This window comes from Xanthomonas sp. 3075 (genome assembly GCF_014197275.1).
In the GTDB taxonomy this organism is placed as follows: domain Bacteria; phylum Pseudomonadota; class Gammaproteobacteria; order Xanthomonadales; family Xanthomonadaceae; genus Xanthomonas; species Xanthomonas campestris_B.
Window position 1 is genome coordinate 24,866 of record NZ_JACIFI010000001.1, and the last position, 13,276, is coordinate 38,141.

Below are 13,276 nucleotides of genomic sequence, written 5' to 3' on the forward strand. Positions count from 1 at the left end.
ATCGCGTTGGCGTCCCCCTGTCTTGCATGTGTCTGCTTAGGGTAGAAGCGCAAGCCATTCCATTCCAATGAAGCATTTTGCGTGAGCTATCTCGCGTTGGAATGCTGCAATGCAGCGTCAATCAGTGTCGCGACGGTTGCCGGGTTGTTGTCTGCCTGAAGCGAAAGATTGCCCTGCGCCGCATCCCGTGCCGCTCTTGCGGCTAGCGCGCGCTGACGGGCAAACGTGGCAGTGCAGGAAACGCGCGCTGCACGCAATCGCTGCGTTCGCAGGTCAGGCAGCCCGGGCCGATCGGCACGGCATCATCCACCGCGTTCAAGTCCCAGCCGCGCGCGTACACCAGTTGATCGGCGTGGCGCAGGTCGCAGCCCAGCGCCAGTGCAAAGGTTTTGCGCGGGCGGCCGTAGCCCGGCGCGCCGTTGCTGACCTGGCGGGCCAGCCAGAAATAGCGGCGCCCATCGGGCATGCGCGCGATTTGGGTCAGGATGCGGTCGGGCTGATTGAAGGCTTCGTACACGATCCACAGCGGGCAGGCGCCGCCGACATGCGAAAAGTGGAAGTCGGTGGCCGAGTGGCGTTTGGATACGTTGCCGGCGCGATCCACGCGCATGAAGAAGATCGGCAGCCCGGCTGCGCCGCGCCGTTGCAGGGTGCTGAGCCGGTGGCAGACCGCTTCGAAGCCCACCCCGAAGCGGTCGGCCAGCCATTCGATGTCGTAGCGCGAGGCCTGCGCGCTGTGCAGAAACGCGCCGTACGGCATCACCAGCGCGCCAGCGAAATAATTCGACAGACCAATGCGCGACAACGCGATGCGCTCGGCATCTTCGAATCCGGCATCGGCGATGCGCGCCTCCAGCAATGGCGCGCATTCCAGCAACGCCAGCTGCGCGGCCATCTGGAACGCCTGCTGGCCGGGGCGCAGGTGGGCAGGCAACCACAGCACGCGCGCCTGCGCATCCACGTTGCGTTTGTCGCTATGCAGCTCCGGCGCGTCCTGCACCAGCAGGCCGTGGCGATCGGCCAGGCGCTGGCGCAGCCGCAGCGCAAGGGTGTCCGGGGTCAAGCCGAGTTCGGCGTACAGCGCTTCGGCGCGCTCATCCAGTTCCGGCAAATAGTTGTGTGCGCGGTTGAAGTAGTCGCGCACCTGTTCGCCCGGCGACAGCGAGGGCATGGCCGCATGGTCGGCGCCGATCTGCAGCTCCAGTACGGCGTTGCGTTCGCGCAGACGCAGGTGGGCGCGGTGCAGATCCAGCAGCGCCTGGGCTACCTGCGGCAGGTTGCCGGTGAGCGCGCGCAGCTCGGCCGCCGACAGGTTGTGGCCCAGGCTGCGCAACGATTCGTCCAGCGGTTCCACCAATGCGGCCGGATCGTCCAGATCGAGCAGGCCGTCCAGATCGCCGAGGGTGGCCTTGAGCCGTTGCTGGATCGCCAGGGTCAACGGGCGCTGGTTGCGCTCGATCTGGTTGAGGTAGCTCGGCGACAGCCCGAGCCGGCGCGCCAACTCGGCCTGGGTCAAGCCGTGGCGCAGCCGTAGCCGCTGCAGGCGCAGGCCGAGTTGGTGGCGGAGCGACGGAGTGGACTGGGGCATTTGCAAGATTCGCAAGATTCTGCCGCCAGCTTAGCGCGATTAAGCAGTTGAAGGCTGGGAATGCCGGCCGGCGATGCAAACAATGCGAAGCATCTGCATCGACCTTCTGTGAGCGAGTCTGCAATGCCTGAATCCGTCCCCCGCGTTTCCCTGTTGATCGACGGTCAGTTCGTGACCTCCGCCAGTACGCACTGGCAGGACGTGGTCAACCCGGCCGATCAGTCCGTGCTGGCACAGGTGCCGTTCGCCACCACCAACGAGGTGGACGCGGCCGTGGCTGCGGCCAGCCAGGCCTTCGTGAGCTGGCGCAAGACGCCGATCGGCACCCGTGCGCGCGTCTTCCTCAAGTACCAGCAGCTGATCCGCGAACACATGCCCGAGCTGGCCGCGCTGCTCAGCGCCGAACAGGGCAAGACCCTGGCCGATGCCGAAGGCGATGTGTTTCGCGGGCTGGAAGTGGTGGAACACGCCGCCGCGATCGGTAATCTGCAACTGGGCGAGCTGGCCAACAACGTCGCCAACGGTGTGGATACCTACAGCCTGCTGCAGCCGCTGGGCGTGTGCGCGGGCATCACCCCGTTCAACTTCCCGGCGATGATTCCGCTGTGGATGTTTCCGATGGCGATCGCCACCGGCAACACCTTCGTGCTCAAGCCCTCCGAGCAGGATCCGATGGTGACCATGCGGCTGGTGGAACTGGCCCTGGAAGCCGGCATTCCCAAGGGAGTGCTCAACGTGGTGCACGGCGGCGAGGACGTGGTCAACGCGTTGTGCGACCACCCGGAGATCAAGGCGCTGTCGTTCGTGGGGTCGACCAAGGTCGGCACGCACGTCTATCAGCGCGCCAGCCTGGCCGGAAAACGCGTGCAATGCATGATGGGCGCCAAGAATCATGCGGTGGTGTTGCCCGACGCCAATCAGGAGCAGACCCTCAACGCGATGGTCGGCGCGGCGTTCGGCGCCGCCGGCCAGCGCTGCATGGCCGCATCCACGCTGGTGTTGGTGGGCGCGGCGCGGCAGTGGATTCCGCAGCTGGTGGCCAAAGCCAAGACATTGAAACTGGGTGCCGGCAACGTGGCGGGCACCGACGTTGGGCCGCTGATTTCCTGCGCGGCGCGCGAGCGCGTGGAGGCGCTGATCGCCTCCGGCGTGGAGCAGGGCGCCACGCTGGAACTGGATGGCCGCACCCCGAGCGTGCCGGGCTTCGAGCAGGGCAACTTTGTCGGCCCGACGATCTTTTCCGGTGTCCGTCCCGGCATGCGCATCTACGACGAAGAAATCTTCGGACCGGTGCTGGTGATTCTTGAGGCGGCCACGCTGGACGAGGCCATCGCTCTGGTCAACGCCAACCCCAATGGCAACGGCACCGCGTTGTTCACCCAATCCGGTGCCGCGGCGCGGCGTTTCCAGGAAGACATCGATGTGGGCCAGGTCGGCATCAACGTGCCGATCCCGGTGCCGGTGCCGCTGTTTTCGTTCACCGGCTCGCGCGCCTCCAAGCTCGGCGACCTGGGCCCGTACGGCAAGCAGGTGGTGATGTTCTACACCCAGACCAAGACCGTGACCGCGCGCTGGTTCGATGACGAGACGCTGGGGCACGGCGTCAACACCACCATCTCTCTCAAGTGACCCGATCGCCATGAATGCAGCCATCCAGTTACACGCCAATACGGCCGATTTGAATGACGAGCAGGAGGCGTTTCGTGCTGCCGCACGCGACTTTGCCGACAAGGAACTTGCACCGCACGCCGCGCGCTGGGATGCGGAAGGCCACTTCCCGCGCGAAGCGATCGCCAAAGGCGCGGAGCTGGGCTTTTGCGGGCTGTATACCGATGAAGGCGTGGGCGGGCTGGGCATGCGTCGGCTCGATGCGGCGGTGGTGTTCGAAGAACTCGCCACGGTCGATCCGTCCACGTCGGCCTTCATCAGCATCCACAACATGGCCACCTGGTTGATCGCCAGTTATGGCAATGACACCGTGCGTGCGCAGTGGGGCGAGGCGATGACCAGCGGCGCCAAGCTGGGCTCGTATTGCCTGACCGAGCCGGGAGCCGGTTCGGACGCGGCGTCGCTCAAGACCCGCGCGCAGCGCGACGGCGACAGCTATGTGCTCAACGGCACCAAGGCGTTTATTTCCGGTGCCGGCGCAACCGATGTGCTGGTGGTGATGGCACGCACCGGCGAAGAGGGCGCACGCGGGATCAGTGCGTTCGCAGTGCCGGCCGACGCGCCCGGCATCAGCTACGGGCGCAAGGAAGAAAAGATGGGCTGGAACAGCCAGCCCACACGCGGGGTGACCTTCGAGAACGTACGCATCCCCGCGAGCAATCTGCTTGGCAAGGAGGGCGAAGGTTTCAAGATGGCGATGAAGGCGCTGGATGGCGGCCGCATCAATATCGCGGCATGCTCGCTAGGCGCGGCGCAAGGTGCATTGGACGCCGCCCGTCGCTATATGGGCGAGCGCCGTCAATTCGGTAAGAAGCTTGCCGAATTCCAGGCACTGCAGTTCAAGCTCGCCGACATGGCCACGCAACTGGTGGCCGCGCGGCAGATGGTGCATACCGCTGCGCGCAAGCTCGATGCCGGCAGCCACGACGCCACCGTGTGGTGTGCGATGGCCAAGCGCTTTGCGACCGATGCCGGCTTTGCGATCTGCGATGAAGCGCTGCAGATCCACGGTGGCTATGGCTATATCCGCGAGTACCCGATCGAACGCCTGCTGCGCGACAGCCGTGTGCATCGCATCCTGGAAGGCACCAACGAAGTGATGCGCATGATCATTGCGCGTCACCTGCTCAACGGCGAGGAGGAACTGCGATGAGCGATTGGGAAGGGCGCGCGCATACCGGCCTGCAGGTCGAGCGCGATGGGCATGTGGCCATCGTCACCTTGAGCAACCCGCCGGCCAATACCTGGACGGTGCAGAGTCTGGCCGCCTTGCGCGACCTGGTGCATGCATTGGATGCCGATCGCAGCGTGTATGCGCTGGTGATCACCGGCGAAGGCGAAAAGTTCTTCAGCGCCGGCGCCGACCTCAAGCAGTTTGCCGACGGCGACAAGGCCGCCGCACGCGAGGCAGCGCGTCGCTTCGGCGAAGCGTTCGAGGCGTTGAGCGCGTTTCGTGGCGTGTCGATCGCTGCGATCAACGGCTATGCCATGGGCGGCGGCCTGGAATGCGCGCTGGCCTGCGACCTGCGCATTGCCGAACAGCAGGCGAACCTGGCGCTGCCGGAAGCCAGCGTCGGTTTGCTGCCGTGCGCGGGTGGCACCCAGAATCTGCCGCGCCTGGTCGGCGAGGGCTGGGCCAAGCGCATGATCCTGCTGGGCGAGCGTGTCGATGCCGCCACCGCGCACCGGATCGGCCTGGTGGAAGAGGTGGTGGGCAAGGGCGAGTCGCGCGCGCTGGCAGTTGCATGGGCGCAGCGTGCCGGCAAGCAGAGCCCGGTGAGCGTGGCGGCCTGCAAACGCCTGGTGCAATCGACCCGGAACGGCACCCACGCTGCGGCGCTGATTGCCGAGCGCGAAGCCTTCGTCGACCTGTTCGAGCAGGCCGATCAGGCCGAAGGTGTTGCTGCGTTCCTGGAAAAGCGTGCGCCGCAATGGAGCGATCGCTGATGGTGGACGAAAGCGCAATCGCAGCCGAAGAAGCGCCGGTCTTGTTCGAGCGACGTGAGTGCGCCGACGGACATCGGATCGGCATCGCGACCTTGAATGCGCCAAAAGCGCTCAATGGATTGTCGTTGCAGATGACGCGTCTGCTGGATGCGCAGTTGCGTGCCTGGGCCGACGACGCGCAGATTGCCTGCGTGGTGCTGCGTGGCGCCGGTGACAAGGCGTTCTGTGCCGGCGGCGACCTGCATGGGCTGTACCAGAGCATGCGCGCGCACCGCGATGCGGTCCCCGATGCGGAACAGCGCCGCGCCCAACCCGCTGGCAATGCGCATGCTGCAGCGTTTTTCGAAGAAGAATATCGGCTGGACTACCGCATTCACAGCTATCCCAAGCCACTGCTGTGTTGGGGCCACGGCATCGTGATGGGCGGTGGCATCGGTTTGATGGCCGGTGCCAGCCACCGCGTGGTGACCGAGCGTTCGCGCCTGGCGATGCCTGAGATCAGTGTCGGTCTGTTTCCCGATGTCGGCGGTAGCTGGTTGCTGCGTCGTGTCCCGCACGCTGCAGGGCTGTTCCTGGCACTTACCGGTGCGCCGCTCAACGCCAGCGATGCGATCTATGCGGGGTTTGCCGACGTGCAGCTGGAGCATGCGCAATATCCAGCCGTGCTGGATGCATTGAGCGCACACGCGTGGACAGGCAGTGCGAAAAACGATCGCAATCAGCTCAGCGCATTCCTGCAGGGCATCGCGCAACCGCTGGAGCCTGGTCCGCTGCAGCTGCATGCGGGCTTGATCGAACAGCTGGTCGCCGGCGAGTCGGTCGAGCAGGTGGTTGCCGCAATCCTGGCGCTGCAGAGCGAGGATGGTTGGCTGCAGACGGCGCGTGCCACGCTTGCCGCCGGCTCTCCTGGTTCGGCACGGCTTGCCTGGGAGTTGCAGCGCCACGCCGGCACTCGCACGCTGGCCGACGCCTTCCGCACCGAATACGCGGTGGCGCTGCATGCCGCCGCACACGGCGATTTTGCCGAAGGCATCCGTGCGCTGCTGATCGACAAGGATCGCCAGCCGCGCTGGCAGCCTGCCGTGCTGGAAGACGCTGACGCGCAATGGGCAGCCACCTTCCTTACCGACGCCTGGCCGGCAGCGCAGCATCCCCTCGCCGATCTTGGTGCGCGCGAACCACGCTCAGCGCATGCCGGCAATGCATCGCCGATGGCCGGTTAGCGGTCAGTACGCGCGTACTGCACGGCGACCTCATGCAGCTAGTACCAGCCTTGCATGAACGTGTCTGCTCGATCGGGGGAGTCGTATTGCCGGTAAAAAACTTCGTATCGACATGAGGAAAGGCATTGCAGTCGACACGGCTGGCGACCTTCAGGTGCAGGAAGAACAGGTGGAACTCAAACAGTGAGGTCTGCATGCGATTGTCGTATCTGATTCTTCTTCTGGCGTCGGCGTTGGGTTTTTCAACGGCCAAAGCGGCTGAGGTTGCATGTCCGCCGGATGTTTATTCGGCTGAGTATGAGGACTCTCTGCGTGAATTCATCAGTGCACGGGGGGTTGCGATTGAGCCCCGGGTGTATGGACGGGCTGAAGACATCACTCGCCTTTCATCCAAATTTTCCGACTTGTCCATAGGGCCGGGAGTCGTGTTTGTGTTGTCCGATTTGAGCCTCAGCACGTTTTACGTCGCTGATTGCGACACATGTGGCCCGGCCTCCTATCAAGCGCTTATGGCGCAATGCGCGGCAAAGTTGGGAACGCGTTGCATCGAATTTGCCGTGGTGATTGATGGGACGGCGCAGTGTCTGCTCATTCCAAGGCCGGAGATCTGACTACGATTCGATTCCCCCTGCGGAGCCAATCCAGGCGAAGCTGATGTGTTTCTGGCGCTTTCTTTCCTGGTCCAAGCACCTTTGATCGTTCCACCTCGGAGATTCACCGCATGAGCAAGATCGCTTTTATCGGCCTGGGCAACATGGGCGGCCCGATGGCCGCCAATCTGATCAAGGCCGGGCACCAGCTGCGCGTCTTCGATCTGGTGCCCGCCGCGCTGGACGCCGCGTCCGCCGCCGGCGCGCATGCCGCCAGCTCCGCGCACGACACCCTGACCGATGCCGAGATCGTGATCTCGATGCTGCCGGCCAGCCGGCACGTGGAAGGCTTGTATCTGGGCGAGGCCGGCATCCTGGCGAAGATTCCTGCCGGTGCCCTGGTCATCGATTGCAGCACCATCGCGCCGGTCACCGCACGCAAGGTCGCCTCTGCAGCGCAGGCGCGTGGCTTGGCGATGCTGGATGCACCGGTCTCCGGCGGCACCGCAGGTGCGGCGGCCGGCACGTTGACCTTTATCGTCGGTGGCGACGTTGATGTGCTGGAGCGCGCGCGGCCGGCACTGCAGGCGATGGGCAAGAATATTTTCCACGTGGGCGACAACGGCGCCGGCCAGGTCGCCAAGCTGTGCAACAACATGGCGCTGGGCGTGATCATGGCCGCCACCGGCGAAGCGCTTGCGCTTGGCGTTGCGCAAGGTCTGGACCCGGCCGTGCTCTCGCAGATGATGGCGGTGAGCACCGGGCGCAGCTGGGCGACCGAGGTCTGCAATCCGTGGCCCGGTGTGCTGCCGAACGCACCGGCATCGCGCGGCTACAGCGGCGGCTTCGGCAACGATTTGATGCTCAAGGATCTGGGGTTGGTTGCCGAATCCGCCGTGCAGGCCGGCGTGTCGATCCCGCTCGGTGAGCTGGCACGCAACCTGTATGCGATGAACAGCCAGGCCGGCAATGGCGCCCTGGATTTTTCCAGTGTGGTCAAGTTGGTGGCCAAGGTATAAGCGGCGACCAGAATGGCCGCGCCCGTCGACAGGCGGGCGTGGCAGGTGCACTGGCTGTGCTCCACATCTAACGTCCTGCTCGTTCTACGTCGACGCCAGTCTGTGCAGTGCTCGGCAGCTGTTGCCGGCAAGGCTCAGAGGCGGTGCATCCAAGTCCCGACGTTATAGGGCGTACTGGCGTACAGCAGGGTGATCGGCGCGCGATGGCATGCTCGGGCCTGTAAGTGCGTAATGTGATCTCATCACGCACAGGTGTAATAGTCTCCGCCATCGCGTGCGCCTAAGGTGCGCGCATTGCACGAGGCCACCACATCCATGGGACACGACCACAACCACGCACCCAGCGAAATCCGCCACGAGACACCGCTATGGTGGGCGCTGGGACTCACCGCCACCTTTCTGCTGGCGGAAGTCGTCGGTGCGTTCATCACCAACAGCCTGGCGCTGCTGTCCGACGCCGCGCATATGGCCACCGATACCGTGGGCCTGATGATCGCGCTGCTTGCCGTGCGCCTGAGCCGTCGCCCCGCCGATGCGCGGCGCACCTATGGCTATGTACGTCTGGAAGCGCTCGGCGCGCTGGCCAATGGTGCGCTGTTGTTTGCAGTCGGCGCTTATATCCTGTGGGAAGCGGCGCAACGCTTTCGCGCGCCGCAGGATATTTCTTCCAGCGGCATGCTGCTGATCGCCGGTTTCGGGCTGGTGATCAACCTGATCGCGATGAAGCTGTTGCATGCCGGCAGCGGTGAGAGCCTCAACGTCAAGGGCGCCTATCTAGAAGTGTGGAGCGACATGCTCGGCTCGGTGGCGGTGATCATCGGCGCGCTGCTGATCCGCTGGACTGGCTGGCAATGGATCGACGCGGTGCTGGCCGTACTGATCGGCCTGTGGGTGCTGCCACGCACCTGGGTGCTGCTGCGCGAAGCGATCAACGTGCTGCTGGAAGGCGTGCCCAAAGGCATCGCCCTGGCCCAGGTGCAGCAAGCGCTGACCAGCTATCCCGGCGTCGAAGACGTCCACGACCTGCATGTCTGGGCATTGGCGTCCAGCACGCCCGCGCTTACCGCGCACGTGGTGGTCAGCGAGGCCACCGACCGCGACCGCCTGCGCGATGCCCTCGCCGAGCTGTTGCACGCGCGCTTCGAGATCAACCACGTCACCTTGCAGGTGGAAAGCGGCGACTGCGGTACCGAGCCCTGTGGCACGGCACCGGCCGCGCAAGCCTCTGCGAATGACGATCATCGTGGTCACGCGCATTCGCATGGGCACCATCATCCGTAATGACGCAGCGACGCACATCAAAAAGGCCGCAGTAGCGGCCTTTTTGATAGTCGGAGAGTCGTCTGACTACACCACCGGCTCCCGCAACAACGGCGAATCCCAACCCGGACGCGGGGCAAAACGTTCGCCGTATCGTGCGTGCAGGGTCTGCAGGCGCTCCAGCAGTGCGTCGGCGCCGACACTGCGGATGTGCTGGATCGGGCCGCCGCGGAACGGGGCAAAGCCGGTGCCGAAGATCACGCCCGCATCGAGCAGATCCGCATCGGCCACCACGCCATCGTGCAGGCAGGCCACCGCTTCGTTGAGCAGCGGCAGGATCAGGCGGTCTTCCAGGTCCGCCGGCAGCGCATAGCCGCTGGCGACCTCGGGTTTGACCGCGCGCCCGTTTTCCCACTTGTACAGGCCCTGGCCGTCCTTCTTGCCGCGCTTGCCCGGCTCCACGGTGGCCAGCGCGGCAGGAATCGGCAGATGTAGGAAGGGGGCGAGCTCCGCGCCGACGCCTGCAGCGACATCCAGTCCCACGGTGTCGATCAGTTCGATCGGCCCCATCGGCATACCGAATTTGACTGCAGTCTTGTCCAGCACCGGGCCCGGTACGCCTTCGGCATAGGCGGTGGCCGCTTCGAGCAGATACGGGAACAGCACGCGATTGACCAGGAACCCGGGCGTGCCGGCCACCGGCACCGGGAACTTGTCCAGCGCCTTGCAGAACGCCGCCAGGCGCGCGACGTTGGCCGCATCCAGCCCGTCGTGCTGCACGATTTCCACCAGCGGCATCATCGCCACCGGGTTGAAATAGTGCAGGCCGGCGAACTGCGCGGGGCGCTGGATGTGACCACGCAGCTCGGTCAACGGAATCGACGAGGTATTGGTGGTCAGCAACGCGTCGGGCTTGAGCTGCGGCTCGATCGACTGATACAGGTCGCGCTTGGCCTGCGGGTTCTCGACGATCGCTTCGATCACCAGATCCGCCTGCGCCACGCCCGCACCGGCCAGATCGCCCCGCAGGCGCGCGGCCACCGCCGGCCGCTTGGCCTCGTCCTTGACGCGCTTGTCGAACAGCTCGCCACCACGCGCCAGTGCGGTATCGATGAAGCGCTGCTCGCGGTCCTGCAGCGTGACCTCGAAGCCCTTGTAGGCCGACCAGGCGGCGATATCGCCACCCATCACGCCGGCGCCGATCACGTGCACATGGCGGATCGGAGCCAGCGCCGCAGCGCCAGCGTCCTTGCCGCCCAGCGCTTTCAACCGCTCGGTGAGGAAGAAGATGCGGATCAGGTTGCGCGCGGTCGGCGTACTGGCAAGTTTGACCACCGCCTTGCGCTCGGCCGCCAGGCGCGCCTGGATGCCGCTGCCGCCGGCGCGTTCCCATACGTCGATCAAGGCGTAGGGCGCCGGGTAATGCTCCTTGCGCGCCTTGCGTGCCACCTGCTTGCGCATCTGCGGCGCCAGCAGCTTGCGCGCGAGCACGGTGTTGGTGGCCCATGCGGTGGCGCGTTGCTTGAACGGGCGCTTGGTGCCCGTCAATGCCAATGCCGCAGCGACATCGACCAGCACCGCAGGCGCTGCGATCTTGTCGATCAGGCCCATCGCGCGTGCGGCCTTGGCCGACACCGTGCGGCCGGTCAGCATCAGATCCATCGCTGCCGGCGCGCCGATCAGGCGCGGCAAGCGGGCGCTGCCGCCCCAGCCGGGAAAGATGCCCAGCTTGGTTTCCGGCAGGCCGATGCGCGTGCTGCCATCGTCGGAGGCCACGCGGTACCGGCAGGCCAGCGCGATCTCGGTGCCGCCGCCCATGCAGAAGCCGTGGATCGCCGCGACCGTGGGGCAGGGCAGCTCGGCCAGCTTCTGAAAGACGCTCTGGCCACGATGGATCGCATCGTTGACCGTGCCCTTGCGGTCGAAGTCCTGGAATTCCTTCAGGTCGGCGCCGGCAATGAAGCCGTTGGCCTTGGCCGAGCGCAGCACCACGCCCTTGGGCGGGTCCAGCGCCAGGCGCTCGACCAGTGCGCCCAGTTCGAGCAGCACCTCCTGCGAAAACGCGTTGACCGGTGCGCCCTGGCGATCAAGGCTGAGCACGACCACGCCGTCCTCGCGCAGGTCGGCCTGCCAATGGCTGAATCGGAGCCCGTCGAAACCTGGAAGCATGCGTCTGGCCGTCCGGAGATATAAGGAAAGATCGTTATCATCCAGAGGTTGTTTCCTTCACGTCAAATACCCATACCTGTCGGCAAGGCGGCGTGTGCGTCGTGCAAGGCGTCGCCAGCGGCCTCGCGGTACCGCTAGCTTGATGTGTGACGGCCGTGCGGATCGGTATGAACTTTTCTTTTCATTGGTGGTCTTATTGCCCGACTTCGGTGGGCTGACAGGAGTGCGGCCCGACATGGCCGAAGTCGATACACCTCAGGAGCTGGACCTGGAACTGGTCCGGCGCGTGCAGCGCGGCGAAAGCGCAGCGTTCGATGTGCTGGTGCGCAAATACCAGCATCGGATCGTTGCGTTGATCGGGCGCTACATCGCCGACTGGAGCGAATGCCAGGACGTGGCCCAGGACACTTTTGTACGTGCGTATCGTGCGATCAACAGTTTCCGCGGCGACTCCCAGTTCTATACGTGGCTGCACCGCATTGCCGTGAACACTGCCAAGAACCATCTGGTTGCGCACAACCGCAGGCCGCCCACCGACGACATCGAGATCAGCGATGCCGAGCAGTTCGAGGGTGCGACCCGGTTGCGCGACACCGATACACCGGAGCGTGAACTGATGCGACAGGAGCTGGAACAAACGGTGATGCGTGCGGTCCAAGCGCTACCGGAAGAACTTCGGTCGGCCATCACCCTGCGCGAGGTGGAAGGGCTGAGCTATGAGGACATCGCGCGAAAGATGGATTGCCCGATCGGAACGGTGCGCTCGCGCATCTTCCGGGCGCGCGAGGCCATCGACATCGAGCTGCGGCCTCTGCTGGAGACCGAAAGCGCTACCCGTGAGCGACACCGTGTATGAGCGATAACCCTGTCATGTCCACCACCGACAAGTTCGAACGTCATTACCGGCAGCAGTTGTCTGCGCTGGTGGATGGCGAATTGAACGCCGACGAATCGCGTTTTTTGCTGCGTCGTCTGGCCCACGACGAAGAATTGGCCGGGTGCCACGAGCGCTGGCAGTTGTGCGGCGATGTGTTGCGCGGCGCAGCCAGTGCGCCGGCACCTCTGGATTTCGCCGCGCGCGTGCGCAGCGCCATCGCCGATGAGCCAGCGCCGCAGGCACAGCCGGCACCGCGCTCGGCCGCACGCTGGCGTTGGGGCGGCGGCGCGGCGATTGCCGCGTCGGTCGCCGCAATCGCCCTGTTCATGGCGCGCGAGCGCTTGCCCGACGCCGCGTCGCCTGTCTCCGAAACGCCGGTGTACGCAACCGCAGCGCAACTGCCTTCGGCGGCGCAGACAGCAGCACCGGCGGCGCCGAAGGGTCCAGTTGCGCCCGGCCCGGCGTCGCCCGATGAGGCTGTCGCGCTCGCTGCGGCAGTGCCGGCTGCAGCGCTGGCATCCACCCGCCGTGGCGCGGCGACGCGCAATCAGCAGATGGCGCGCAGTGCGGCGTCGCGTCAGCAGCAGGCCCCGACCCGCATGGTGGCGTCGGCTGCTCCAGCGGCGGAGGCCTCCAGGCCGGCGACGCCATCTAATCCGTTCACGCACCCGGACGCCACGCTGCAGGCACGGCCCTGGCCGCGCGCTGCCTTGTCCGGAGCTGCCGACAGTCCGCTCAACGCCAGTTTCCGGCAGGGTGGCCAAGGCCCGGCGTTCTACCCGTTCGAGCCCGCACCCCAGGCGGTCGCCCGCCCGGCGCCCAATGCATCGCTGCCAGTGCAGCCGCCGCAAGACTGATCCCGACGCCGGTCTTCATCCGTTCGGCGTCCTTCCTCCCGTTATCGTGCCGGACCCCTGCAGTGGCAGGGGCTTGGC

The 13,276-nt window shown here is 65.6% G+C and carries 11 protein-coding genes; 9 read left to right on the top strand and 2 right to left on the bottom strand.

Going from position 1 to position 13,276, the window contains the following annotated elements; translation table 11 throughout:
- Window positions 1–202 precede the first annotated feature (202 nt).
- Window positions 203–1,588, bottom strand: a complete 1,386-nt coding sequence (locus GGR62_RS00090; protein WP_184405703.1) for a short-chain fatty acyl-CoA regulator family protein — start codon at window positions 1,586–1,588, stop codon at window positions 203–205.
- Window positions 1,589–1,711: 123 nt separating this feature from the next.
- Between GGR62_RS00090 and GGR62_RS00095 the strand changes: the two genes are divergently transcribed.
- The 7 genes from GGR62_RS00095 to GGR62_RS00125 all read left to right on the top strand — a co-directional run bounded on the left by GGR62_RS00095 (window position 1,712) and on the right by GGR62_RS00125 (window position 9,316).
- On the top strand, window positions 1,712–3,217 hold the full coding sequence (locus GGR62_RS00095) for a CoA-acylating methylmalonate-semialdehyde dehydrogenase (protein WP_184405706.1): 1,506 nt from the start codon (window positions 1,712–1,714) through the stop codon (window positions 3,215–3,217).
- Between the two features lie 10 nt (window positions 3,218–3,227).
- Window positions 3,228–4,409, top strand: a complete 1,182-nt coding sequence (locus GGR62_RS00100) for an acyl-CoA dehydrogenase family protein (protein WP_184405707.1) — start codon at window positions 3,228–3,230, stop codon at window positions 4,407–4,409.
- Window positions 4,406–5,203: an enoyl-CoA hydratase gene (locus GGR62_RS00105; protein WP_184405709.1), complete on the top strand. Its 798-nt coding sequence runs from the start codon at window positions 4,406–4,408 to the stop codon at window positions 5,201–5,203. Before GGR62_RS00100 ends, GGR62_RS00105 begins: the two co-directional genes overlap by 4 nt.
- Window positions 5,203–6,426: an enoyl-CoA hydratase/isomerase family protein gene (locus GGR62_RS00110; protein ID WP_184405710.1), complete on the top strand. Its 1,224-nt coding sequence runs from the start codon at window positions 5,203–5,205 to the stop codon at window positions 6,424–6,426. The genes GGR62_RS00105 and GGR62_RS00110 overlap by 1 nt, the downstream gene beginning before the upstream one ends.
- A gap of 194 nt (window positions 6,427–6,620) precedes the next feature.
- Entirely contained in the window at window positions 6,621–7,037 is a 417-nt protein-coding gene (locus GGR62_RS00115; protein WP_184405712.1) for a hypothetical protein, read from the top strand.
- Between the two features lie 110 nt (window positions 7,038–7,147).
- Window positions 7,148–8,035 (top strand): 3-hydroxyisobutyrate dehydrogenase, encoded by an 888-nt coding sequence (gene mmsB, locus GGR62_RS00120; protein ID WP_184405713.1) that lies wholly within the window; start codon window positions 7,148–7,150, stop codon window positions 8,033–8,035.
- A gap of 315 nt (window positions 8,036–8,350) precedes the next feature.
- Complete coding sequence (locus GGR62_RS00125; RefSeq protein WP_184405715.1) at window positions 8,351–9,316, top strand: cation diffusion facilitator family transporter; 966 nt, start codon at window positions 8,351–8,353, stop codon at window positions 9,314–9,316.
- Between the two features lie 66 nt (window positions 9,317–9,382).
- On the opposite strand, the gene GGR62_RS00130 is transcribed toward GGR62_RS00125, so the two are convergent.
- Entirely contained in the window at window positions 9,383–11,464 is a 2,082-nt protein-coding gene (locus tag GGR62_RS00130) for a 3-hydroxyacyl-CoA dehydrogenase NAD-binding domain-containing protein (protein ID WP_184405716.1), read from the bottom strand.
- A gap of 235 nt (window positions 11,465–11,699) precedes the next feature.
- On the opposite strand from GGR62_RS00130, the gene rpoE reads away from it, so the two are divergent.
- Together rpoE and GGR62_RS00140 are read left to right on the top strand one after the other, a co-directional pair.
- The gene (rpoE, locus tag GGR62_RS00135; RefSeq protein WP_184406304.1) at window positions 11,700–12,320 is read left to right on the top strand and encodes an RNA polymerase sigma factor RpoE; all 621 of its coding nucleotides are present in this window, start codon (window positions 11,700–11,702) and stop codon (window positions 12,318–12,320) included.
- Entirely contained in the window at window positions 12,317–13,198 is an 882-nt protein-coding gene (locus GGR62_RS00140) for a sigma-E factor negative regulatory protein (RefSeq protein WP_184405718.1), read from the top strand. Before rpoE ends, GGR62_RS00140 begins: the two co-directional genes overlap by 4 nt.
- The last annotated feature ends 78 nt before the right edge of the window (window positions 13,199–13,276 follow it).

Coding starts and splice junctions, on each gene's coding strand:
- GGR62_RS00090 (WP_184405703.1), bottom strand. CDS start 1,588: ATGCCCCAGTCCACTCCGTCGCTCCGCCACCAACTCGGCCTGCGCCTG.
- GGR62_RS00095 (WP_184405706.1), top strand. CDS start 1,712: ATGCCTGAATCCGTCCCCCGCGTTTCCCTGTTGATCGACGGTCAGTTC.
- GGR62_RS00100 (WP_184405707.1), top strand. CDS start 3,228: ATGAATGCAGCCATCCAGTTACACGCCAATACGGCCGATTTGAATGAC.
- GGR62_RS00105 (WP_184405709.1), top strand. CDS start 4,406: ATGAGCGATTGGGAAGGGCGCGCGCATACCGGCCTGCAGGTCGAGCGC.
- GGR62_RS00110 (WP_184405710.1), top strand. CDS start 5,203: ATGGTGGACGAAAGCGCAATCGCAGCCGAAGAAGCGCCGGTCTTGTTC.
- GGR62_RS00115 (WP_184405712.1), top strand. CDS start 6,621: ATGCGATTGTCGTATCTGATTCTTCTTCTGGCGTCGGCGTTGGGTTTT.
- mmsB (WP_184405713.1), top strand. CDS start 7,148: ATGAGCAAGATCGCTTTTATCGGCCTGGGCAACATGGGCGGCCCGATG.
- GGR62_RS00125 (WP_184405715.1), top strand. CDS start 8,351: ATGGGACACGACCACAACCACGCACCCAGCGAAATCCGCCACGAGACA.
- GGR62_RS00130 (WP_184405716.1), bottom strand. CDS start 11,464: ATGCTTCCAGGTTTCGACGGGCTCCGATTCAGCCATTGGCAGGCCGAC.
- rpoE (WP_184406304.1), top strand. CDS start 11,700: ATGGCCGAAGTCGATACACCTCAGGAGCTGGACCTGGAACTGGTCCGG.
- GGR62_RS00140 (WP_184405718.1), top strand. CDS start 12,317: ATGAGCGATAACCCTGTCATGTCCACCACCGACAAGTTCGAACGTCAT.